Below are 23868 nucleotides of genomic sequence, written 5' to 3' on the forward strand. Positions count from 1 at the left end.
GCGATGGAACCGATCAGCAGTTTCGTTAAAAATTCCAGCAGAATTGCGGAGAATAACGAACGTATTTATAACGAAATTATTAATCATCCGAAGATGAAGGCGTTTATGGATGCACATGAAGGTGAAGTTACCCGCTCCATGATTCAAAATGATCTGATGATTTTAAAACATTATATAAATCAGCCGGCTGAATGCGAACCGGCCGGGGAAGGTAAATGCCTGAGCCATCCGGACGGCTTTATTATAAACCTCGATATCCGCCAGGGTCGTTTCAACATGATTTATACTAAATGTCCGATTAAAGCAAAACACGAGGAGTTCTTAAAACGGGAAAGTCTGATACAGAGCTTTCATATTCCGCGGGATGTGCGTGAAGCGACTTTCGATACGATTTTCTTAAATGACGGCCGCCGGGATATTTTAAAAAATGCTATCCAGAAAGCAGATAAAATTGCGCGCGGCGAAGATTTCCGCGGGCTGTATATACACGGCGAGTTTGGTATCGGTAAATCTTATATACTCGGCTGTATTGCAAACGAACTGAAAGAAAAGTCCATTTCATCGATGATGATCTACGTGCCTGAAATACTGCGCGATTTAAAGTCCGGCTTTAACGACGGCACGACGAACGAGCGCTACGATGCAATCAGAAATGCTGAAGTGCTGATTCTGGACGACCTCGGCGCGGAAGATGTAACTGCCTGGAGCAGGGATGAAGTCATCGTCAGTATTTTAAACTACCGCATGGTCGAGCAGCTGCCGACCTTTATCAGTTCAAACTTTGCAATTAATGAACTTAAAGGCCGCTACAGCTATACGAAAACAAACGGCAAGGAAGAAACAAAAGCGCTCCGCATGATTGAAAGAATCCGCGCCTTATGCGAAGAAGTCGAGCTTACCGGTGATAATTTAAGAAACATATAGCTTGATTTATATGAACCGTTCGTGTACTATATAGCTATATTTCATTAATAATCCAAGGACAAGACAATTTTTAAAAGTTTATTGAAGAGAGTGCATGACTTGCTGAGACGTGCATATAAACCGCGAATTGTTACTACCTGAACACGGATGCTTTTTTAATCGAAAGCCGGATGGACCGTTATCCCGAAAGCTTGAGGCACTGGATAGATCTGTGTAAATCAGGGTGGTACCGCGGTAAAGTCGCCCCTATTTTTATAATAGGGACGGCTTTTTTCTTGTTAAAAATAATTTGGAAACTGAAAGGATGTTTAGTATGGTTGAAAAAATCGAAGTAAGATTCCCGGACGGGAACGTAAAAGAGTTTGATTTCGGCGTTACTCCGGAAGAAATTGCCGGCTCAATCAGCCCGGGACTTAAAAAGGCTTCGCTTGCAGCAAAAGTGGACGGAGAGCTCTATGATTTAACACGTCCGCTCGAAACTGACAGTGAAGTTGAATTAATTACAAATAAAAACGAAGAAGGCCTGGAAATCCTGCGGCACTCGACTGCCCACTTAATGGCCCAGGCGCTAAAACGCCTTTACGGCAACGTTCATTTTGGTGTAGGTCCGGTCATTGAAGAAGGATTCTACTACGACTTTGATATCGAAGAAAACATCTCTTCAGAAGATTTCCCTAAAATAGAAAAAGAAATGAAGCGCATTGTCGATGAAAATATCGAAATCGAAAGACGCGTGCTGTCACGGGATGAAGCGAAAGAATTATTTGCAGACGATCCTTATAAACAGGAATTAATCGAAGCAATTCCGGAAGATGAACAGGTGACTGTATATACTCAGGGCGAATTTACGGACCTCTGCCGCGGCGTGCACGTGCCGAGAACATCCAAAATTAAAGTCTTTAAACTGTTATCGACTGCCGGTGCATACTGGCGCGGCGACTCGGACAACAAGATGCTCCAGCGCATATACGGTACAGCCTTCTTTGATAAAAAAGAACTTGCAGCTTACATGGAGCTGCTTGAAGAACGCCGCGAGCGCGACCACCGCAAGATCGGTAAAGAGATGAAGCTGTTTGAAAACAATCAGCTGATCGGTGCAGGCCTGCCGTTATGGCTGCCGAACGGTGCGACAATCCGCCGCGAAATCGAACGTTATATAGTAGATAAAGAAGTAGCACTCGGCTACAACCACGTTTACACACCAATCATGGCGAACACAAATCTTTATAAAACAAGCGGACATTCCGACCACTACCAGGACGATATGTTCCCGCCGATGAAAATCGGCAGCGAAGAGCTTGTGCTCCGTCCGATGAACTGCCCGCATCACATGATGATTTATAAAAACGAACGCCATTCCTACCGCGAACTGCCGATCAGAATCGCAGAACTTGGCATGATGCACCGCTACGAGGCGAGCGGGGCAGTCAGCGGACTGCAGCGCGTACGCGGCATGGTCCTAAACGATGCGCACGTTTTCGTCCGCCCGGATCAGATTAAAGAAGAATTGATCCGTGTCGTGGAACTGATTCAGGAAGTTTACAAGGACTTCGGTCTCAGCGACTACAGATTCCGTCTCAGCTATCGCGATCCTGAAGACACAGAAAAATACTTCGACGACGATGACATGTGGCAGCGAGCTGAAAATATGCTGAAAGATGCTGTCGATGAAATGGGTCTTGAATACGTAGAAGAAGAAGGCGAAGCGGCCTTCTACGGACCTAAACTGGACGTCCAGGTTAAAACAGCGCTCGGCAAAGAGGAAACTTTATCGACTGTACAGCTAGACTTCCTGCTGCCTGAACGTTTCGACTTAACTTATGTCGGCAAAGATGGCGAGGAACACCGTCCAGTCGTTATTCACCGCGGAGTTGTGTCTACAATGGAACGTTTCGTTGCCTTCTTAACTGAAGAATATAAAGGAAACTTCCCGTTATGGCTGGCGCCGCAGCAAGTGGAAATCATCCCGGTCAACGTCGACCTGCATTATGACTATGCACGTGAAATCTACGATGAAATGAAGAGTCAGGGCATCCGCGTCCATATCGATGACCGCAACGAGAAGATGGGCTACAAGATTCGTGAAGCTCAAATGAAGAAAATTAAGTACCAGGTCGTTGTCGGCGATAAAGAAAAAGACGAATCACTCGTCAACGTCCGCAAGTACGGTGAAGAGAAACAGGAGAGCTTTGACAAGGAAGAATTCCTGTGGAACTTAATCGATGAAATCAGACTGAAGAAATAATTTTGACAAACATGACTTAATGCTGTATAGTATTAAGAGTTGAAAGAAACGGACAAGTTGGAGCTCCCGCTTCACACCCGCAAACGCTTTGAGTGACCGGGTAAATGGGGAAATGCAGACGCAGTAACTATTGCGCCTGCAACTTCTTAGGCGGGTGCAGCAATGCATTCGCCTTTTTTGTTCGTTAAATATTCTGGAGGTGCTAAACATAGCTAAAGATCAGACATTGATCAATAATCGTATTCGCGCAAAAGAAGTTCGTTTAATCGGAGAAGATGGTTCACAGCTGGGTATTAAAGCAACGAGAGATGCAATTGAGCTGGCAGAGAATGCCAACTTGGATGTAGTGCTTGTTGCACCAAATGCTAAACCGCCTGTTGCACGTATTATGGATTACGGTAAATACAAGTACGAGCAGCAGAAGAAAGATAAAGAAGCTCGTAAGAAACAAAAGGTAATTAACCTTAAAGAAATTCGTTTGTCACCGACAATCGAAGAGCATGACTTTAACACTAAGTTAGGCCATGCTAAGAAATTCCTTGCTAAAGAAGACAAGGTTAAAGTCTCTATTCGCTTTAAAGGCCGTGCAATTACGCACAAAGAAATCGGACGCAAGGTGCTTGAGCGTTTCGCTGAAGCTCTGAAAGAAGATGGCCAGATTGAACAGAGACCGAAGATGGAAGGACGTTCCATGTTCCTGATCGTTGCACCGCTTGCAGAGAAAAAATAACAATTAATCGGAGGACTTTATCATGCCAAAAATGAAGACGCATAGAGGTTATGCTAAACGAGTTAAAAAAACTGGTACAGGCAAATTCAAACGCTCACAAGCGTTTACTAGCCACTTATTCGCTAACAAAACTACTAAACAGAAACGCCAATTAAGAGGATCAGCTTTAGTTCATAAATCAGATGCAAGAAGATTAGTTCACTTATTAGCTAAATCTGCTAAATAATATAAAAGGAGGAGTTAGAAATGGCTCGCGTAAAAAATGGATTAACATCTCGCAAGAGACGTAAAAAAGTATTAAAACAGGCAAAAGGTTATTTTGGTGCTAAGAGCACTTTATATAGAACAGCTAAACAAGCTGTAATGAAATCAGGTCAGTACGCATACCGTGACCGCAAACAGAAAAAACGTGAATTCCGTAAATTATGGATCTCACGCATCAACGCTGCTGCACGTCAGCACGACATCAGCTACAGCCGTCTGATGAACGGACTTAAAGTTGCAGGCATCGATATCAACAGAAAAATGCTTTCTGAAATTGCTATCGCTGACGACGCTGCTTTCGGTCAAATCGTAGAACAGGCTAAAAAAGCTTTAAATAAATAATACTGTTATAATTTGAAAAGGGCACCCATAAAGTTGGGTGCTCTTTTTTTGTTTTATTGTTGAAATTTAAGTACTTATATATTCAGTTTGAGTAGAAATTTGTGAAACGCAAGTACAGAACAGACAGCCCGAAATTGAAAGTGAAATAAGTCCGGAGCCGGTTTATGAACGTAAGAAACCAGGTCTTAAAAAGGCTCGTCGTTCTCCACAGTTCTCAAAACTTTAATATATGCTTATATATCAACATTTCAAGACATTTTCCAATTTTTTTTGGAGAGTATCTTTTTTTATTTCTGTGTCTAAGAAATTGTAGAAAAATTAGAAGAACTAATATTGAATTTAAAACAATTAAGAGTTTAAAAAAAATTACTATTTATCCTAATTGTGCCGTAAGCACCCAGCTGTTTTTTCAGTTTATCTATGATATGTATGACAAAACAGCGTTCATCTTAACATCGAATAAGGGGCCTAACGAATGGAGAAAATTTTGGGGAGACACGACACTGACCACGGCGATCTTAGATCGCCTCCTTCACCGAAGTGAAATCATTACCTTCGATGAGAATCAAGACAGTATCAGAATGAAATACAGAAGAGCGTTATTTGAAGTAAAGAGTGTTGAGTCCTAATTGGGATAAGCTGTTGAATCTTATTTGGGGTAAAGTGTTGAATTCTACTTGACTGTTACAAATGGTAATTTATAAGAAGATATAATTAAAGATAAAAAAGAAAGGTATTAATTTAGTAAGTAAATTGCTACTATGTAATTAATAGTATTTTTGAAGGAGGGGCAGTATGAGTATAGTTGATAATGGTGGTGCATTTGCAATAAAAGGTTTTAATTACCAAAAAGCTGCAATTATATTTGTGATGATTCACCATTTTGAAAAAAACAACTTTAAAATTGTTCCTGAATCCAAAGATGATTTTGAAGTATATTTAGATGACCAAGTTTATTATATACAAGTCAAAGGTACAAAAAAATTGTCAATTGCTAAATTAAAATCAAAACCTAAAGGAAAAGAATCAATTATTGAAAAAAATTTATTTCCTGGAGTAGATAACGATAATAGAAAAATTTTTTTGTGGGATTTAGCAGAAACAACAAAATCAGAATTAACTAAAGTTAGAGGAACATTATTTCCAGAAAAGTATCAATTTTCGGATAAACAAAAAATGGATTTAGCTGAATCTTTAGAACTAAATCCTTCACAACTTTTAAGATTAGAACACCAGTTTATTTATGTGACTCCCTTTACTAACGATTTAGAGAAAGCTTTGATAATGTTAAAAGGATATATGGTTGAAGAAGAATTGTTAGTCACTAATGAAAGAGTATCTATTGTATTGAGCGAGCTAGCTTTAGAGATAGACCAAAAAAGTGAAATTTTAATTGATGTCGAAGAGGATTTTGTAAATAAAGAGATTGATGGAAATTATCTAAAAAAGATATTTACAAGGGTCAAACAAAAAGAAATGTTTGATGAAGTTTTGAATAATCTAATTTTAAATACACGTACGAAAGAAAAAATAAGAGCTATAAAATTACGAATTCCACTACTTCACACCACGTTAAAAGAGGAAATAAAAGAAAAAATAGTAACAAATGAGGTTATGGATTGTAATACAGATGAAGATGCTATTCGTTATATAAGAAGTTTAATCGGAGAAAATATAGCAACTGAATTATCAATAGCATTAGCGATAGATTACTTTTGTGAAATAGAGGAGGTGTAGAATTATTATGATAATTGAATCTTTTTCAATTTTAGATTTTAGAACTAAAGAAGCGAGAACTTTTGAATTTCAAAATGGAACAAACTTAATAATTAGTAACGGGAATACAGAAGGTAAGTCGAGCCTTCTAAAATCTCTTTATTACACATTAGGATTTGATGTTCGTCAGTTTCCAAGTGGATGGAATAAAGATGATATGTATTTTCAAGTTAGAGTAAATATAGGTAATCAAAAGTTTAATATCACTAGACAAAAAAATTCCTTTAGAGTAAGTGATAATGACGAGATAATGAACGTTAAAGAGTACTCAGAATGGTTGAGTCAGAAGCTAAATATTTATATGGAATTACCTAATGTTTACACTAAGACATTAAGTTTAGCGTATTCATCAGCACTAATTTTACCTTTTTATATAGATCAAGATGACTCTTGGGAGGGAACTCTATATAGAAGGGTTACTGATACGTTAAATCAATATTCTGGTGTTCCACAAAATATTTTTGAGAGTATATTTTTATTATCTGACGAGGAAGTTACTCAACTAAAAAATGATATTGCAATAGATAATAGCAAAAAGAATAGTGTGGAATCTACAATAACAAGTTTCTTTGAGATTGTTGAAGAATACAAAAAAGAAAATGAAGAAGTAGTAGAAATAACAAAAATTGATAAGAAAGTTTTAAAGAATGATATAGATAAATATTTACGTATGTTAAATGATTTTAATAAGCAAGTAACTAGCTATAAAATGAAGTTGTTAAATAAGCAAGAACAACTAGATTTGCAAAAACAAGAGCTAATAGAATTAGAAAAGCTTTTAGATATGAATAAAAATAGATATAGCACTATAAAATCAGAATGTAATTATTGCCACTCTAAATTGACTAAAGAAAAATCATTAACTAGATTAGATTTATCGAATAATTTTTATGAAATTTCAATTCTGAAAGATACTGTAGAAAAAGAAATTAGTAAATTAAGTATTGAAATTGATGACTTGAAGTTAGATAAAGAGAATGTAGATGAAGAAATTGATACCCTCAATGAGCGAATTCAAAAATCAAAAGAGTTACTAACTATAGATGAGTATGTAAAAGCAGCAGCAAGAACTGAAGCAATCAATGAAATGGAGAATTTAATAGAAAAACAAGTCGAACTAAAAGTAAGTTTAGAACAAAATTTAGTGAAACTAAGAAAAACACTTGCGGAATTAAATAAGGAAAAAAAAGATTTGAGAAAGACTATAGAAAATAGATATAATGAGTTAATTATAAATATGAAGACTATTTTTTCAAAGACTAACTTAAATGAACTGGATTTTATGAAATTTAAAAAGATAGATGGTAGTGGAATAGATAAAAATAAAAAATATTTAGCTTATTATTTAATTTATTTTAATTTACTTAGAGAATACGGAACGTATACAATTCCATTTTGTATGGATTCATTTATAAAAAATGAGATTTCAGGTGATAATGCTATAGAAATGTTTGGAGCTATAGAAAAATATTTTTTCGACAGCAATAATCAATCGTTCTTTTCTATTGTATCTGAGAATCTTAAACATTTCGAAAATACAAAAGAGTATAATCAGGTTGAAGTGAATGGAAAATTATTGTTAAAAGAAAATTATGACAAAGTTAGTTTGAAATTTCACTTTGAATAGAGAATATATGGGACTAGTTAATGGGACGACTAACTTATTTTTAATTGAATTGTATTGAAAGGTATAATTTAAAAATACAGGATAGAATTGAAAATAAACGATTTTAAAAGATAGATTAAGTTAATCTATCTCAAACTAGGTCTTAAAAAGGCTAGTCGTTCTCCACAGTTCTCAAAATGTTAATAACGCTGTTATATCAATGTTTATTGCACTTCTCGAAAGTTTCGGGAAGTGTTTTTTAGGTGTTTTTTCTTTTGGGATGTTATGTAAGATTATTTTGTTTGTATAAGTAAATAAAATAACTTGTACGATAAAAAAATAAATCAGCGATTTTCCCTATATATAGGATAAGAAGTATTTTATCCTGAGGAGGAAGATTATGATTGTGACTGAAAGATTTCCAGGAAAGGAATTAGCATACTACCGCGCCTTGAAAAGACGTACGGCACTGCCGGCGAAAGAGGAGAAAAATTTAGCGGTGCTTGAAAAAGGTTATCGTGGAGAATATGAATACGACCGGGTGTTTGACGAGACGGGCCATAGTTCTGTATTCGTGTTTCGGGATATTTACTTGCGGATTGGGGGAAGTGTTGCACAATACGATTGTCTCGTTGTCAGTGATGACGGGATAGTCGTTAATGAAATTAAAAACTATTCGGGTCTTTATTGTTATGACAGAGGGAAGTGGTATATTCGGGATTCTCAAGTGTCGGAAGATGCGCTTGCGCAGCTCCGCCGGGCGGTTGGAAAACTCGTGAAGCTGCGGTATCAGGTGAGAGGCCAGTTTGATATTACTGGGAAGATAGTGTTTCCGAATATTGAGTTCCGCCTGCAGACGAACGACGAAGAGCTTTGGGAGAATGTGGTGCTGCGGTCGGGGCTTCGGAATTACTTGCTGCAGTTTAAAAATTTGTATGCCGGGCGTGTGGCCGAGGAGATTGCAGAGCTGATCCGCGGGCATATTGTTCCCAATCCATATTTCGATAAATGTGCCGATTTCGATGTGCTGCGTAAAGGCTTATACTGCGGCAGCTGCGGCGGATTTGAATTGGAAAATCGAAAATATCATTTGGTCTGTGAGTCATGCGGCTCGAAAGAAACCAAGGAAACCCATATCATCCGGGCGATTAGTGATTATAAAGCTTTGTTTTTAAATGAGAAGCTGACTAAAAAGCGGTTCGTGGAGTTTATCGACTACAAAGTAAGTCCGCGAACAGTACTTCGTATGTTAAATATATACTGTGAACGGACTTGGAACGGTGCTTTTACGTATTATGATTTTAAATATCAAAATTTTGAAGATGCATATGTAAATAGTAATCGTTTATGGAGATATAAAGATTATAATTTAAAATATGAATAATACTGATATGGCGCGCCATTGTAATTATGATAATGGCACAGTAGAGCATCCAGCGCGCCACTGTGGTTATGACAATGGCACAGTAGAGCATCCAGCGCGCCATTGTGGTTGTGACAATGGCACAGTAGAGCATCCAGCGCGCCATTGTGGTTGTGACAATGGCACAGTAAAGTACCTAGCATGCCGCAACTGCTGCATCCATGAGACCCGGCCAAAATATCATCCCGAATCCATCATTGTTCCGCTCCTCTTTTATCGCTACAATATTTATAAAGGAGCGTGTTTATAATGATTCCGCAGTCGGAAATTATGATGATGGCTGCGACAGCGGTCGCAGCAGTCTTATTGCCTTTTATTTTTATGTTTATACTTAGAAAAAAGTTTAAAATCAGATGGCTGCCTTTTATCCTCGGTATCGGTATATTTATAGTCTTCGCATTAATTCTCGAACAGATTATGCATTATATCGTCCTCAGTCCGTCAGCGGACGGCACTATCGAATTATTATCAGCAGCGCCGTGGCTCTACGTACTGTATGGCATATTCGCAGCAGGCATATTCGAAGAAACCGGCCGGCTGCTCGCCTTCTTAATTACGAAGAGACATTACAAAGATATCGACAGCGCTGTTTCATACGGGATAGGGCACGGCGGTATCGAAGCGGTGGCAGTGGTCGGCCTCGGCATGCTTAACGGGATAGTGCTTGCTGTCCTCATTAATTCAGGTTCGGAAGCGCTCAGCGCCTTGCCCGCTGCACCGGAAGATTTAATCCAGAGCGGCCCCTGGTATATGTATCTCGTCACGATTGGAGAAAGAATTCTCGCCATGACGCTTCATATCGGTTTGTCGGTGATCGTTTTCTGTGCAGTCATGATGAAAGGGAAGTGGTGGCTGTATCCGCTCGCGATTATTCTTCATGCTCTTGCTAACACAACAGCAGCTATGATGCAGGCGGGTCTGCTTACTAATATCTACTTAATGTATGCAGGTCTGATCATTATGACCGCAGTGACAACCGTCATCGCAGCAAAATTAGTCAAAGATTACAGAGAAAATGTTTATTCCTTGTAAGATAAAAATCGTCGTACGGTGTTTATCGTTAAATTAAAGATTAATATTCAGATTATTCAACCTTATCCATTAAATGGATAAGGTTTTTAAATTCCGCTATCCTTTATATACCAAGGCTTTAAAGACACAATGCTGATATATCAGCATTGTAAGCGGTAACAATATTTTAAAAAAGCATAGACAAGGGAATGTAAATAGACTATATTTGAGTGGTAATTTCTTATTATAGAAAGAAAACAAAGGGGAATCATTCAAATGGAGACAGTGGTAACGTTTTTTAACGACATCGTCTGGAGTGCTGCACTGGTCATACTCCTCGTTGTCACAGGGTTGTACTTCTCAATTCGCATGAGATTGTTCCAGGTGCGATACATAGTCGACATGGTCCGTCTGATGTTTAAAGGCGGCAAATCAAATGATGGAATTTCAAGTTTCCAGGCAATTGCCGTATCACTTGCAGGCCGTGTCGGAACGGGTAATATCGTCGGCGTGTCTACTGCGATCTTTATCGGGGGGCCGGGCGCTATTTTCTGGATGTGGCTCATCGCCTTCCTTGGTGCGGGGAGCGCCTTTGTAGAATCTACACTGGCACAGATTTACAAGCAGAAAGAGGATGGGCAGTACCGCGGGGGACCAGCCTACTACATCGAAAAGGGGATCGGTGGAACGTTTGGTAAATATTACGCCCTGCTGTTTGCAGTAGTGACTGTACTTGCGTGCGGACTCTTACTTCCGGGTATACAGTCCAACTCGATTTCGAGTTCTGCAACAAACGCACTACCGATGATTGACGGCTGGATGATCGGTGCCTTTCTCGTAGTCATTCTTGCGGTGGTAATTTTCGGAGGAATCCGTTCAATCGCCAACGTAGCGACAGCTGTCGTGCCTTTCATGGCGATTGCTTATATAATCGTTGCGGTTATCATTGTAATTATGAACATTGGAGATGTACCTGCTTTAATCGGTTTAATCTTCAGAAGTGCCTTCGGTCTTGAACAGCAGTTTGCAGGTACGGTTGGTGCCATGATTATGATCGGTGTTAAACGCGGACTGTATTCAAACGAAGCTGGTCAGGGTACGGGAGCTCACGCAGCAGGTGCTGCTGAAGTATCCCACCCGGCGAAACAGGGTCTGGTTCAGTCGTTCTCAGTGTACATCGATACATTATTCGTATGTACTGCAACTGCACTGATGATTTTAATGACAGGCATGTATAACGTTTCTGACGGCAATGATGGTTTAATTATCGACAACGGCGTCTATCAGACTAACGCTGACGGCGAAAAAGATGTCAGCGGTACGGTGACATTTACCCAGGCAAGCATCGACAGCGCTTTCCACGGTATGGATTCGTTCCAGGAAGGCTTTATCGGTTTTGGTTCGTACTTTATCGCATTCGCGCTGTTGTTCTTCTGCTATACGACCATGCTCGCTTACTACTATATAGCGGAAACCAACCTCGTTTATATGCTGAGAGGAAGAATGCCTTGGCTGAAAATTGTGCTCGGCCTCGTTTTAATCGGTTCTGCTTTTTACGGTACAGTGTCAACTGCTGACCTTGCATGGCAGATGGGTGACCTCGGTGTAGGACTGATGGCATGGATTAATGTTATCGGTATACTCATTCTGCAAAAACCGGCGCTTAAAGCGTTCAAGGATTATGAACGCCAGTACAAGCTGCAGAAAAAAGGAGAAATCGACGAGATTGTCTATACACCGGAGCGCGGGGAATTTAAAGATCATAACTTCTGGGTGGATGAATACCCGAGAAGAGATGAAGAAGGCTACTCTTATCCGGACAGAAATTAATTTTTATGAAGCATTCTCTTAACGGGAGTGCTTTCTTATGCAGTGAAATTATTTCGAAACGTGAAATACTTATGCTAAAATTAAAGAAACAACAATTTAAAAGGGGAATTTTAAATGGATAAACAGCTTGAAATGTTAAAGGATTTAACCGATGTAAACGGTGTTGCGGGGTTTGAACATGCAGTCAAACAGAAAGCTAAATCTTATCTCGAGCCGCTCAGCGATGAAATTATTGAAGACAATTTAGGCGGCGTTTACGGAAAGAAAAATGCAAAAGACGGCAGTAAAACGATTCTGATTGGCGGCCATCTGGATGAAATCGGCTTTATGGTGACTGAAATCGATGACAGCGGCTTCCTCAAATTTACGCCGATTGGCGGCTGGTGGAATCAGGTCATGCTGTCGCAGCGCATGCACATTACAACGGGTGAAGGAAAGGTCATCACCGGCGTAATCGGTTCGAAACCGCCGCACGTGCTGTCACCGGAAGAGCGTAAAAAGCCTGTTGAGATTAAAGATATGTTTATCGATATCGGTGTTGCCTCAAAAGATGAAGTGCTGGAAGCGGGCATTGAGCTCGGTGATATGGTGACACCGGCCTCGGAATTTGAAGAGATGACCAACAAAAATTACCTGCTCGCTAAAGCATGGGATAACCGTTACGGTGTCGCTTTATCAATCGATGTAATGAAGAATCTTGAAAAAGAAGATATTAATATTAACCTGGTGAGCGGGGCGACAGTCCAGGAAGAAGTCGGCCTCCGCGGTGCGAAAGTGGCGGCGAATAAAGTGAAACCGGACCTTGCCATCGCAGTGGATGTCGGTCTCGCTATGGATACGCCGGGCATGAAATCATCAAACGGTACAGGAGATCTCGGCAAGGGTCCGCTGGTTCTCCTCCTAGACGGCTCGAACATCGGCCACGTACCGTTCAGAAAACACGTATTGGCAGTTGCCAAAGATAAAGATATCCCTGTACAATTACAAGTGATTCCGGGCGGAGGCACGGATGCAGGTTCTTTCCACGTATCGAACGAAGGTGTGCCGTCACTCGCTATTGGAGTGCCGGTGCGCTACATGCATTCAAACGTGTCTATTATGCATAAGGAAGACTACCAGAATGCGGTGAAACTCGTAACTGAAGTAGTCAAATCATTAAACGACGATAAGGTGGACGAAATTATTTGGTAAAAGAAGTTATTTCTTCAAAAGATAACACGCGCATTAAAAATTACCGTAAGCTCCATACGGCAAAAGGGCGCAGAAAGTCAGACCAGTTTTTAATCGAAGGTGTTCACTTAGTTGAAGAAGCGGTTAATTATAACCAGCCGGTCGATACGATTATTATCGAAGACGGTTTTAAGCACGATTTAAATATTGAAAAATTTAAGACGCTGTACGTTTCACCGGATGTTATGAAATCTTTATCGACACTCGAAACACCGCCAGGCATCGCAGCTGTGATGAATCAAAAATCGCCGGGCAAACTCGATTTTAACCGTGTGCTGCTGCTTGAAAATATCCAGGATCCGGGTAATCTCGGTACGCTGATCCGCACGGCGGATGCATTCGGTTTTAAAACAGTCTTGATTACACCGGAGAGCGCGGATCCGTATAATCCGAAAGTATTAAGAAGTGCCCAGGGCAGCCATTTCCATCTGAATATTTTACAACGCTCGGCAGCGGAAGCAGCTGAAACTTTTAAAGGCATTAAAATCGGCACCTCGCTCAATGACGCGGTCTACATTGATGACTTCAATAAGCCCGACGGTGATCTTATGCTTGTGCTCGGCAACGAAGGGCAGGGTTTGACAGACGAAACACTCAATCTGATGGATATCAATGCGAAAATTGCTATGCCTGGATCCAGTGAAAGTTTAAACGTTGCGATTGCCGGTGCGATTATGATGCATCATTTTAAATCTTGATTTTAACTGTATTTCAGCTATAATAAGTGTAACAATATTATAAAGCTGCTTCGGTTGAAGTTAGGAATAAATGATTATCGAGACCAGTCACAGAGAACATTAATATCAGCTGAAAATTAATGTATGGTTTTAATCAGTGTTCACCTGATTGATGAAGTATTTGGGACCGCGTCACCATATAGACGTCAATAAGTGTCTGCAGCTGCAGAAAATTAGGTGGTACCACGGAACTCCGTCCTTTTATTAGGACGGGGTTTTTATGTTTTTAATAATATTTTTAAATATGAGGAGTGACGGGCATGACACAGGAGATGGAAACAACCCAGCTTGAATTTAACGATAAATTAAGCACAATCAATAACAGTAAAGCACTCGCTGATCTACGCGTTGAATATTTAGGTAAAAAAGGCAAAGTAACCGGATTAATGAAAGAGATGAAAAATCTTTCTAATGAAGAACGTCCGGCTTACGGTCAAAAAGTAAACGAGCTGCGGACTCACATTGAGAAGCAAATCAGCGAACTTGAAACTGAACTGTCAAAACAGGCGATGGAGAAAAAACTGGCAGAAGAAACAATCGACGTGACACTGCCGGGCCGCACGCTTGAAATTGGCGGTTCGAACCCGATCGACCGGATTGTAGAAGACATCGAGGATTTCTTCATCGGCCTCGGTTATGAAATTAAAGAGGGCTACGAAGTCGAGCAGGATTACTACAACTTTGAAGCGCTGAATCTGCCGAAATCACATCCGGCACGCGATATGCAGGACAGCTTTTACATTTCTGAAGAGATTCTGCTCCGCACGCACACGTCACCGGTGCAGGCGCGCACACTTGAAGCGCAAAATGGCGAAGGCCCGGTTAAAATTATCTGTCCCGGAAAAGTGTACCGCCGCGACAGCGATGACGCGACGCATTCACATCAGTTTACGCAAATTGAAGGCCTCGTTGTCGATAAAAATATTCACCTCAGCGACTTAAAAGGCACGCTTGAGTTATTTGCGAAAGAAATTTTCGGCGCAGACAGAGAAGTCCGTCTCCGTCCGAGCTACTTCCCGTTCACAGAGCCGAGCGTTGAAGTGGATATTTCATGCTTTAAATGTAAAGGCGCGGGCTGCAACGTCTGCAAACAGACAGGCTGGATAGAAATTCTCGGTGCCGGCATGGTGCATCCGAACGTACTTGAAATGGCTGGCTTCGATTCAAAAGAGTATTCCGGATTTGCTTTCGGAATGGGGCCGGACCGCGTAGCTATGCTGAAGTACGGTATCGAAGATATCCGGCATTTATACACGAATGATTTAAGATTTATCGATCAGTTTATTCCGACAGAGGATGGAGGAGAATTAAATGAGAGTATCTAGAGAGTGGCTGGAGACGTTTATCGATGTTAAAGTGCCGACAGATGAACTTGCTGAAACTATTACGCGCGGCGGGATTGAAGTGGACGACCTTATCGATTACACAAAAGATATCAAAAAACTTGTTGTGGGCTATGTGAAGTCGGTTAAACCGCATCCTGAAGCGGACCGTCTCAACTTGTGCGAAGTAGACACGGGCAAAGAAACAACGCAGATTGTCTGCGGTGCACCAAACGTGCAGAAAGACAGCTACGTTATCGTCTCGAAAGTCGGGGGCAGACTGCCGGGCGGCATCAAAATTAAGCGTGCCAAACTCCGCGGCGAAGTGTCGGAAGGCATGATCTGTTCATTAGAAGAGATTGGTGTAAAAGAAGAATTTGTCCCGGCTGAATATCAGGGCGGCATCTTCATGTTCAAGTCAGAGCAGACACCTGGCGAAGATGCGCTTAGAGCTTTGTATCTGGATGACCAGGTGCTTGAGTTCGACTTAACACCGAACCGTAAAGATGCACTGTCGATGATCGGGGCTGCATACGAAACACGCGCCCTGTTCGGCGGCGAAGTTGAAGTGCCGGAAGAGACAGTATCCGAAGCTGATGATATTGTGACAATGACAGTTGAAAACGAAGATGCCGAAGCAGTGCCGTTTTACGCAGTTCGTGAAGTGTGGGATGTTGAAATTAAACCTGCGCCGTTATGGATGCAGATCCGTTTAATTAAAGCGGGTATCCGTCCGATTAATAATGTCGTTGATATTTCGAACTACGTGTTAATGGAATACGGCCAGCCGCTCCATATGTTTGACCGCGACCGCATCGGTTCTGATAAAATCGTGACGCGTTTTGCACGTGAAAACGAGAAGTTCACGACGCTCGACGGCAAGGAACGCACGCTGAATACTGAAGATATCATCATTACAAATGGCGAGGTGCCAATCGCTCTCGCCGGTGTCATGGGCGGCCAGGATTCAGAAGTGACAGAGCAGACAATGAACGTTGTTATTGAGTCGGCTTTATTCGACCCGGTTAAAATCCGCAAAGCGAGCAGCCGCCTGAACCTTCGCAGTGAAGCATCACAGCGTTTCGAAAAAGGCGTCTCGCATGAATTTATTTTACCGGCGGTAAACCGCGCAGCATATTTATTAGAAAAATATGCAGGCGGCAAGACGCTTAAAGGAATTGCATCGGAAGGACAGCTCGATTTGGAACCGGGTGTGATTCAGACATCTGCGGACTTTATCAATAACCGTCTCGGTACGGAACTGACGGTGGCTGAAATTCTCGGAATACTGCAAAGACTCGGTCTCGGCGCAGAAGAGAAAGACGGTGCGATTGATGTACTGATTCCGTCACGCCGCGACGATTTGAAAATTCCTGAAGATATTTCCGAGGAAGTGGCGCGTATTTTCGGTTACGATAATATTCCGTCCACACTGCCTCAATACTCGGTCATTACACCGGGGCGTTTGTCAGATGAGCAGCAGGAAGTCCGCGTGATTAAACGCCAGCTGAATGCGCAGGGCTTCTCACAGGCAATTAACTACGCGCTCACCAGCAAAAAGCGCATCGGCGAGTTTACGACGCTGACCGATTCACTCGCACTGTTAATGCCGATGAGCGAAGACCGCGCAGTGCTTAGAACTTCTCTTGTGCCGCACCTGGTGGATAACGCGACTTACAACGTCAACCGCCAGCAGAAAAATGTGTCACTGTTTGAAATCGGCAAGATTTTTAAGACGAACGGACAGGATCAGCTGCCAGATGAAATTGAAATGCTGGCAGGTATCGTCACAGGAGACCAGCACAAGACTGCCTGGATGAACACAAGGGTACCGTCTGATTTCTACACGGTAAAAGGTGTGCTGGAGTCATTGTTTAAAAAACTCGGGCTCGTTGACCGCGTAACTTACAAACAGTCATCTGTACACGATGAACTCCACCCGGGCCGCACGGCAGAAGTCTATCTGGACGATAAAGTCATCGGCTTCGCAGGCGAACTGCACCCGCAGTACGCTGAAGATCATGACCTCGGCCAGACGGCAGTTTTTGAAATTAACCTCGCAGAAGTACTGCGCGTTAAAACAGGCAGCATACTGTATGAATTCCTGCCGAAATATCCGTCGATGTCACGCGACGTTGCGCTGGAAGTTGAAAGCGACGTGCAAGTATCTGAGATTATCGGAAAAATTAAAACTGCGGCGCCGAAATATTTAGCGGACGTTTATCCGTTTGATGTATACGAAGGCGAGCATATCGCAGACGGCAAAAAATCTGTCGCCCTGCACCTCACATATTTAAACAAGGAAAAAACGCTCACCGATAAAGATATCGAAGCACTTCACACTCCTGTAGAAGAAGCTTTAAAAGAAGCGGGCTATATATTAAGAGGATAAAATAAAGAGAAGCAGAGACGAAATTTGTCTCTGCTTTTTTGCTTGATGGATGGTGAATTGCCGGGCAGTTTGCATTAGTGATGAAGATTTTGCGCTGGGTAATGCGTTTTGAGGTCGGTTTTGCATTAGTCTGCTGTTTAATGCACTGACTAATGCGTTTCAAGTTGTATTATGCATTAGTCTGGTCATTTATGCTCTTACTAATGTTTTTTAAGTGCTATTTCGCATTAGTAAGATTCTTTTTATCGTGACTAATGCATTTTGAAGTAGATTTTGCATTAATCTGGTCAATTGTGATTACACAAATGCATGAAAACGAGCAAGGTAGCGATAAAAACCATGACCCTGCTCATAATGAAGACGAAAATGAGCAAGGTAGCGATAAAAACCATGACCCTGCTCATAATGAAGACGAAAACGAGCAAGGACACTCCTAAAACGTCAGCCTTGCTCAGCACGGAGGACTAAGAAGAAGAAAAACCACTAAAATGGAGAGAACTCCCAAAAATCAGCTGCACCTATCATCAAAATCATCCGCAAACCCAATCCCGGCACCATTTTAATTCCTTGTATTAACATTAGGGGATAAGTATAATAAACTATTGAAATAGGTAAATGTGTGAGAAATTTTATCGAGATGGGGGCAATGTAATATGAGCGGAAAGAAAACACGCATTGCTGTAAAAATATACAATGAGTACTATACGCTGGTCGGCCGCGAGAACGAGGACCATCTGAGACGGGTGGCTGATGCTGTCGACAGTAATATTACGGCGATTGCTTCTAAGAGTCCGGGGCTTGATACGACAAGAAAAGCGGTGCTTACGGCTTGTAATATTATGGATGATTATATAAAGTTAAAAGAAAAATACGAGGCGCTGGAAAAAGAACACAGCGCGCTTAAAAAAGGGAACTAGCTTATGACTTTGATACTTCTACTTATACTTTTAATCGGACTGATTGCCGGTTACCGCCGCGGGGCAGTGCTCCAGTTTATGCACCTGCTCGGTACAATATCGGCAATCGTCATTGCTTCATTAAATTATGAAACACTCGGCAGCAGATTTTATTTAATCATGCCGTACCCGTCCACTGCCCAGGAGAATCCGAATCCGGTGCTCAGCGAAGTCGGTAATTTTGAATATGCCTACTATTATATGTTTGCTTTCTTTATTATTTTTATCGTCAGCAAAGTAGTGATTCAGATTATCGTTAGCGGATTTGATTATTTCCAGCAGGTCACAACCGGAGGACTTACGACCAGTATTACCGGTACAGTGCTCGGCCTCATCGAAGCGGTGTACTTTATCGTTGTCATACTGTTTTTCGCTGCAACGATTCCTTATCTGCCGCTGCAGGAAGCTCTGGCGGATTCGGGCATTGCCACATTTATAATGGAACACACATTTATAGTATCAGACAAATTAATAGAATGGATACAAGTAGAGTCATAGAGATATGACTCTTTTTTCGGAGGTAGACATGAATAAAAAAGATGTAATCAGGCTGCTCGAAAAGATAGCAGTATATATGGAACTGAACTTGGAGAATCCCTTTAAAGTTTCCGCCTACAGAAAGGCGGCGGCGTCTTTAGAAGCTGACGGGAGAACCCTCGGGGAAATCCCTGATTTCAGCGCGCTGAAAGGTATCGGCAAAGGAACTAACGAGGTGATTACGGAGTTCGTTCAAACAGGCGAGTCATCGGTCTTAAAAGAATTAGAAGATAAAGTGCCGAGCGGCCTGATCCGCATGCTGAAACTCCCAACGCTCGGGCCGAAAAAAATTGCGAAAATTCACGATGAGCTCGGCATCAGCACGCTGGAAGATTTAAAAGCGGCCTGTGAAGCCAAAAAGGTCAGTGCGCTTTCAGGCTTCGGCAAAAAGACGGAAGAGAACATTTTAAAATCGATAGAATCGGTACTGACCAGACCTGAACGCTATCCGCTTGCCCGTATATTAAAATTTAAAAAAGTAATTACGGACGTTATCGAGACGATTCCGGGCGTCGAACGCTACGATATGACAGGCAGCGGCCGCCGGACAAAAGAAACGTCGAGAGATCTGGACTTTATCGTTAAAGTGGAAGATTATGAACTGTTTACAGAAACTATGATTAATCAGAGTTTCGTAACAGATGTAGTGTCCCGGGGCGATAAGAAATTGTCGATTGAAATCGAGCACGACTTCGAACAGATTAACGTCGATTTCAGATTTGTTAACGGCGAAGAATATATTTCAACGCTGCAGCATTTTACAGGTTCAAAAGACCATAACGTAAAAATGCGCCAAATCGCAAAAGCGCGCGGTGAAAAAATAAGCGAATACGGCGTTGAAACAAAAGAGGGCGTAAAAACTTTCGACACGGAAAGAGAGTTCTACGAACACTTCGACCTGCCTTATATTCCGCCGGCTATGCGGGAAACGGGCAAGGAAACCGATGTCGGCATTAAAGAAATTGTTAAACCGGAAGATATTAAAGGCGACCTGCACATGCATACCGTATACAGCGACGGCGCCTGCAGTGTGAGGGAAATGGTAGAGGCTGCAAGGCAAAAAGGCTACGAATATATCGTGATTACTGATCACTCGAAAAGTCTGCGGGTGGCCAACGGCTTAAGCGACGAACGTCTGCTTCAGCAGCTCAAAGAAATCAGGGAGATCGATGCGGAATATGACGATATCGACGTTTACAGCGGTACGGAAATGGATATTTTAGCCGACGGTACACTCGACTATTCAGACGAAATATTACAAAAACTGGATTACGTCATTGCCGCCATTCATTCGAGTTTCCAGCAGTCTGAAGAACAAATTATGAACCGTCTGAAAACGGCGATGGATAATCCTTACGTGCGGCACATCGCTCATCCGACGGGGCGGTTAATCGGTGTGCGGGACGGGTATCCGGTAAATATGGACGACTTGTTTCTTTATGCACAGAAGACAAATACGGTGCTTGAAATTAATGCCAATCCGCAGCGTCTTGATCTGTCTTCGGACGTCATTCATAACCGAGATGTGATGTTTACAGTCAACACCGATGCGCACCATACCGATCATTTCGACTTTATGAAGTACGGCGTGGCTGCGCTGCAGAAAGCCTTCGTGAAAAAATCGCAGGTATTGAACACATGCACAAGAGAAGAATTTAAAGCATTTATTAAAAAAGGTAAGCAGAGTGATATAAATGAATGACAAAACATTCACCAAACTGGAATTCGATAAAATTCTCGAATCCGTCAGAACATTTGCAGTCAGCGATAAGACGAAAGAGAAACTGAATTTTTCAATCGTCGAAACTGACTTAGCAACAGTAGTTAAAAATATAGAAGAGGTTGATGATGCCTCGGCTATGCTCAGGTACCGCCACGTTGAACTCGGGGGAATCAGCGACATTAAACCCTTCGTCAAGCGGGCGGAAATCGGAAGCATTTTAGGCGTGAGCGATTTTAATAAAATTAAATCGCTTTTAAACAGAAAGCATATGTTAGCAGGTCTCGTGAACGCTTTTGAAGAAGATGAAATCTTTCTGCCGAATATTAAACCGTATATCGCAGAACTTGAAGACATTCATTTTCTCTACAAGCGCATAACGGAAACTGTCGATGAAGTCACCGTCCTTGACCACGCATCACCTGAACTTCTCCGTATCAGGAGAAAGATCGGCGCGGAAGAACAGAAAATCCGCGAACGCTTAAACGATATCGTCAGAAAAAATCAGCGCAAGCTCTCCGACAGTATTATCACCATGCGGAACGGCCGCTACGTGATCCCTGTCAATGTGGATTACCGGAGCGAATTTAAAGGCATTATCCACGACTCGTCACAGAGCGGACAGACGATTTACGTCGAACCGTCAGCAATCGTTGATATGACGAATAATATTACACGCTTAAAAGAATCTGAAGAAGCAGAAATTACACGTATTTTAAGCGAACTGACAGAACAGGTCAGCACAGTCGCGCATGATTTATATGAACATAATATAAATCTGCACCATATTGATTTCGTCTTTGCGAAAGCGAAATACGGTGCGCATATTAAAGGGACGAAACCGCTGATTGCAGATGATGAAAGCATCCGTTTAATCGGTGCCTTCCATCCTCTAATCGACAGTGATACGGTCGTGAAAAATGATATCGTCGTCGAACCTGAAACAAAAGCCGTTATTATTACCGGACCGAATACCGGCGGTAAAACAGTAACGATTAAAACAGTCGGTTTATCCGTCTTAATGGCGCAGGCCGGCATTCCGATTCCTGCCCGCGACGGCTCTGAGATCTCAGTCTTTAAAAATGTCTATGCAGATATCGGTGACGAGCAGTCGATTGAGCAGTCGCTGTCGACTTTCTCAAGCCACATGGTAAACATCGCTGATATTTTAAAGCGCGTTGACAGCGATTCGCTGGTGATTCTGGATGAACTCGGTGCGGGGACGGACCCTGAAGAAGGTGCTGCACTTGCGATCAGTATTATTGAATACCTGCTCGAAAAACAGGCGAAAATTATTTCAACGACACATTATCCTCAGCTGAAATCGTTCAGCTATACGCGCGAAGATGTTATCAATGCGAGTGTCGAGTTCGACGTGAGCACTTTATCCCCGACCTACAGATTATTAATGGGCATTCCGGGTAAATCAAATGCTTTTGAAATTTCCGAGAAGCTCGGCCTTAGCACCAGTGTTATCGACCGGGCACGGGAGCTCACCGGCCGCGATAATATGGAAGTCAACGAAATGATTACAGCACTCGAGCGCCACACAACACTTGCGCGCGAGCACGAGCAGGATACACAGGAGCTGCTGAGAGAAGCTGAAAAACTGCAGAAGGAACTGAAAGAATCAAATGAGCAGTTTACCAACTTTAAAGATAAATTAATTAAGAACGCTGAAGATGAAGCGAACCGCATCGTTAAACAGCGGGAACTTGAAGCGGCTGAAATTATTAAAGAGCTTGAAATGATGAAGGAGCTTGGTGCGGACAGCATTCAGGAACACGAACTCATCAAGGCTAAAAAAGAATTATCCGACAGCTATTACGCGCGTGATATTAAAAAAGACATCCGCAACGAAAAAGAAGAAACCCTGCAGACCGGTGATGAAGTTGATGTGCTGACTTACGGGCAGAAAGGTGAAATTATCGGCCTTAACGGCGATGAAGTCACTGTGCAGATGGGTATTATTAAGATGAAGCTCGACAAGTCCGAAGTGAAGAAAAGAAAAGCGAAAAAAGCTGAAAAACCGGTGACAATCCGGCAGAATAAAACCCAGGTCAAAAGAACGCTTGATCTTCGCGGCGAGCGTTATGAAGATGCTTTAATTCGTCTTGAGCAATATCTTGACCAGGTGCTTCTGTCGAACTACGCAGATGTCGAGATTATTCACGGAAAAGGCACCGGCGCCCTGCAAAAGGGTGTGCAGGAGTATTTAAAACGCCATCCGAAAGTAGCTTCATTCCGGGGCGGCATGCCGAGTGAAGGCGGCTTCGGCGTGACGATAGTCGAAATGAAGTAGGTGATTCCGGTGGATAACTTTGATATGTATAAACTTGCGAAAGTACTTATTGTTATCAGTGTGATAATGTTTATAAGCGGCATTGTTTACCTGATATATTTTACCTAAGCAATACCGTTGAGTGACAAATTGAATTGTTGTATAATGAAATCATTACAAATATGGAGGTAGTTTTAGATGGCTATTATTGAAGTGAACGACGCAGGATTTAAAGAAGAAATTGGTAGTGGAATTACATTAGTAGACTTTTGGGCACCATGGTGCGGGCCTTGTAAAATGATCGCTCCAATCCTTGAAGAATTAGCGCCTGAAGTTGAAGGCAAAGCTAATATTGCTAAATTAAATGTTGATGAAAACCAAGCTACAGCAAGCGAGTACGAAGTGATGAGTATTCCAACTTTAATTCTTTTCAAAGACGGCGAGCCTGTTGACAAAGTAGTTGGATTCCAGCCTAAAGAACAACTTGCTGCATTAATAGAAAAACATGCTTAAATTTTAAAGCCGCCATTGAGGCGGCTTTT

General features: G+C 41.9%; 20 protein-coding genes and 1 pseudogene. All 21 read left to right on the forward strand.

The features are described from left to right. Positions 1 to 3 precede the first annotated feature (3 nt). The 21 genes and pseudogenes from dnaI to trxA all read left to right on the forward strand — a co-directional run bounded on the left by dnaI (position 4) and on the right by trxA (position 23839). Positions 4 to 924, forward strand: coding sequence for a primosomal protein DnaI (dnaI, locus tag DFR63_RS02455; protein WP_115884159.1), 921 nt, complete (start codon positions 4 to 6; stop codon positions 922 to 924). 313 nt (positions 925 to 1237) lie between these two features. Further along, entirely contained in the window at positions 1238 to 3169 is a 1932-nt protein-coding gene (gene thrS, locus DFR63_RS02460) for a threonine--tRNA ligase (RefSeq protein WP_115884160.1), read from the forward strand. Between the two features lie 199 nt (positions 3170 to 3368). Next, the gene (gene infC / locus DFR63_RS02465) at positions 3369 to 3899 is read left to right on the forward strand and encodes a translation initiation factor IF-3 (protein ID WP_170133372.1); all 531 of its coding nucleotides are present in this window, start codon (positions 3369 to 3371) and stop codon (positions 3897 to 3899) included. Positions 3900 to 3921: 22 nt separating this feature from the next. Beyond that, complete coding sequence (gene rpmI / locus DFR63_RS02470) at positions 3922 to 4125, forward strand: 50S ribosomal protein L35 (RefSeq protein ID WP_115884161.1); 204 nt, start codon at positions 3922 to 3924, stop codon at positions 4123 to 4125. Between the two features lie 20 nt (positions 4126 to 4145). Continuing rightward, positions 4146 to 4505, forward strand: a complete 360-nt coding sequence (gene rplT / locus DFR63_RS02475) for a 50S ribosomal protein L20 (protein WP_115884162.1) — start codon at positions 4146 to 4148, stop codon at positions 4503 to 4505. A gap of 401 nt (positions 4506 to 4906) precedes the next feature. After that, a pseudogene (locus DFR63_RS12060) lies at positions 4907 to 5134 on the forward strand (ATP-binding protein); the annotation flags it as partial. A 166-nt stretch (positions 5135 to 5300) separates the two neighbouring features. Beyond that, a complete protein-coding gene (locus DFR63_RS02485) occupies positions 5301 to 6242 on the forward strand; it encodes a dsDNA nuclease domain-containing protein (RefSeq protein WP_115884163.1) in 942 nt (313 codons plus the stop codon). A gap of 7 nt (positions 6243 to 6249) precedes the next feature. Beyond that, positions 6250 to 7908 (forward strand): hypothetical protein, encoded by a 1659-nt coding sequence (locus tag DFR63_RS11895; protein ID WP_115884164.1) that lies wholly within the window; start codon positions 6250 to 6252, stop codon positions 7906 to 7908. Positions 7909 to 8287: 379 nt separating this feature from the next. Continuing rightward, on the forward strand, positions 8288 to 9271 hold the full coding sequence (locus DFR63_RS02495) for a nuclease-related domain-containing protein (protein WP_115884165.1): 984 nt from the start codon (positions 8288 to 8290) through the stop codon (positions 9269 to 9271). A gap of 288 nt (positions 9272 to 9559) precedes the next feature. Further along, on the forward strand, positions 9560 to 10342 hold the full coding sequence (locus DFR63_RS02500; RefSeq protein ID WP_115884166.1) for a YhfC family intramembrane metalloprotease: 783 nt from the start codon (positions 9560 to 9562) through the stop codon (positions 10340 to 10342). Between the two features lie 255 nt (positions 10343 to 10597). Beyond that, positions 10598 to 12151: an alanine/glycine:cation symporter family protein gene (locus DFR63_RS02505; protein WP_115884167.1), complete on the forward strand. Its 1554-nt coding sequence runs from the start codon at positions 10598 to 10600 to the stop codon at positions 12149 to 12151. A 114-nt stretch (positions 12152 to 12265) separates the two neighbouring features. Next, the gene (locus DFR63_RS02510; RefSeq protein WP_115884168.1) at positions 12266 to 13342 is read left to right on the forward strand and encodes a M42 family metallopeptidase; all 1077 of its coding nucleotides are present in this window, start codon (positions 12266 to 12268) and stop codon (positions 13340 to 13342) included. Continuing rightward, on the forward strand, positions 13336 to 14079 hold the full coding sequence (locus DFR63_RS02515) for a TrmH family RNA methyltransferase (RefSeq protein WP_115884169.1): 744 nt from the start codon (positions 13336 to 13338) through the stop codon (positions 14077 to 14079). The genes DFR63_RS02510 and DFR63_RS02515 overlap by 7 nt, the downstream gene beginning before the upstream one ends. Before the next feature lie 299 nt (positions 14080 to 14378). Further along, positions 14379 to 15443: a phenylalanine--tRNA ligase subunit alpha gene (gene pheS, locus DFR63_RS02520; protein ID WP_115884170.1), complete on the forward strand. Its 1065-nt coding sequence runs from the start codon at positions 14379 to 14381 to the stop codon at positions 15441 to 15443. Further along, entirely contained in the window at positions 15430 to 17832 is a 2403-nt protein-coding gene (gene pheT / locus DFR63_RS02525) for a phenylalanine--tRNA ligase subunit beta (protein WP_115884171.1), read from the forward strand. Before pheS ends, pheT begins: the two co-directional genes overlap by 14 nt. Before the next feature lie 254 nt (positions 17833 to 18086). Continuing rightward, positions 18087 to 18269 carry a hypothetical protein gene (locus DFR63_RS11625; protein ID WP_147302193.1) on the forward strand — a complete coding sequence of 61 codons (183 nt, stop codon included), beginning with the start codon at positions 18087 to 18089 and terminating at the stop codon, positions 18267 to 18269. A gap of 216 nt (positions 18270 to 18485) precedes the next feature. After that, positions 18486 to 18749, forward strand: coding sequence for a cell division protein ZapA (gene zapA / locus DFR63_RS02530; RefSeq protein ID WP_115884172.1), 264 nt, complete (start codon positions 18486 to 18488; stop codon positions 18747 to 18749). A gap of 3 nt (positions 18750 to 18752) precedes the next feature. Then, positions 18753 to 19286 carry a CvpA family protein gene (locus DFR63_RS02535; RefSeq protein ID WP_115884173.1) on the forward strand — a complete coding sequence of 178 codons (534 nt, stop codon included), beginning with the start codon at positions 18753 to 18755 and terminating at the stop codon, positions 19284 to 19286. A 28-nt stretch (positions 19287 to 19314) separates the two neighbouring features. Beyond that, positions 19315 to 21027, forward strand: coding sequence for a DNA polymerase/3'-5' exonuclease PolX (gene polX / locus DFR63_RS02540; RefSeq protein ID WP_115884174.1), 1713 nt, complete (start codon positions 19315 to 19317; stop codon positions 21025 to 21027). Next, positions 21020 to 23347 (forward strand): endonuclease MutS2, encoded by a 2328-nt coding sequence (locus tag DFR63_RS02545; RefSeq protein WP_115884175.1) that lies wholly within the window; start codon positions 21020 to 21022, stop codon positions 23345 to 23347. The genes polX and DFR63_RS02545 overlap by 8 nt, the downstream gene beginning before the upstream one ends. A gap of 177 nt (positions 23348 to 23524) precedes the next feature. Continuing rightward, positions 23525 to 23839, forward strand: a complete 315-nt coding sequence (trxA, locus tag DFR63_RS02550) for a thioredoxin (protein ID WP_115884176.1) — start codon at positions 23525 to 23527, stop codon at positions 23837 to 23839. Positions 23840 to 23868: the final 29 nt, after the last annotated feature.

The sequence above is a fragment of the Jeotgalicoccus halotolerans genome (assembly GCF_003387165.1).
GTDB lineage: Bacteria > Bacillota > Bacilli > Staphylococcales > Salinicoccaceae > Jeotgalicoccus > Jeotgalicoccus halotolerans.

Excerpts from the sequence above, each read along its gene's own strand:
- dnaI (WP_115884159.1), top strand. The coding sequence starts at position 4 with ATGGAACCGATCAGCAGTTTCGTTAAAAATTCCAGCAGAATTGCGGAG.
- thrS (WP_115884160.1), top strand. The coding sequence starts at position 1,238 with ATGGTTGAAAAAATCGAAGTAAGATTCCCGGACGGGAACGTAAAAGAG.
- rpmI (WP_115884161.1), top strand. The coding sequence starts at position 3,922 with ATGCCAAAAATGAAGACGCATAGAGGTTATGCTAAACGAGTTAAAAAA.
- rplT (WP_115884162.1), top strand. The coding sequence starts at position 4,146 with ATGGCTCGCGTAAAAAATGGATTAACATCTCGCAAGAGACGTAAAAAA.
- DFR63_RS02485 (WP_115884163.1), top strand. The coding sequence starts at position 5,301 with ATGAGTATAGTTGATAATGGTGGTGCATTTGCAATAAAAGGTTTTAAT.
- DFR63_RS11895 (WP_115884164.1), top strand. The coding sequence starts at position 6,250 with ATGATAATTGAATCTTTTTCAATTTTAGATTTTAGAACTAAAGAAGCG.
- DFR63_RS02495 (WP_115884165.1), top strand. The coding sequence starts at position 8,288 with ATGATTGTGACTGAAAGATTTCCAGGAAAGGAATTAGCATACTACCGC.
- DFR63_RS02500 (WP_115884166.1), top strand. The coding sequence starts at position 9,560 with ATGATTCCGCAGTCGGAAATTATGATGATGGCTGCGACAGCGGTCGCA.
- DFR63_RS02505 (WP_115884167.1), top strand. The coding sequence starts at position 10,598 with ATGGAGACAGTGGTAACGTTTTTTAACGACATCGTCTGGAGTGCTGCA.
- DFR63_RS02510 (WP_115884168.1), top strand. The coding sequence starts at position 12,266 with ATGGATAAACAGCTTGAAATGTTAAAGGATTTAACCGATGTAAACGGT.
- pheS (WP_115884170.1), top strand. The coding sequence starts at position 14,379 with ATGACACAGGAGATGGAAACAACCCAGCTTGAATTTAACGATAAATTA.
- pheT (WP_115884171.1), top strand. The coding sequence starts at position 15,430 with ATGAGAGTATCTAGAGAGTGGCTGGAGACGTTTATCGATGTTAAAGTG.
- DFR63_RS11625 (WP_147302193.1), top strand. The coding sequence starts at position 18,087 with ATGCATTTTGAAGTAGATTTTGCATTAATCTGGTCAATTGTGATTACA.
- zapA (WP_115884172.1), top strand. The coding sequence starts at position 18,486 with ATGAGCGGAAAGAAAACACGCATTGCTGTAAAAATATACAATGAGTAC.
- DFR63_RS02535 (WP_115884173.1), top strand. The coding sequence starts at position 18,753 with ATGACTTTGATACTTCTACTTATACTTTTAATCGGACTGATTGCCGGT.
- polX (WP_115884174.1), top strand. The coding sequence starts at position 19,315 with ATGAATAAAAAAGATGTAATCAGGCTGCTCGAAAAGATAGCAGTATAT.
- DFR63_RS02545 (WP_115884175.1), top strand. The coding sequence starts at position 21,020 with ATGAATGACAAAACATTCACCAAACTGGAATTCGATAAAATTCTCGAA.
- trxA (WP_115884176.1), top strand. The coding sequence starts at position 23,525 with ATGGCTATTATTGAAGTGAACGACGCAGGATTTAAAGAAGAAATTGGT.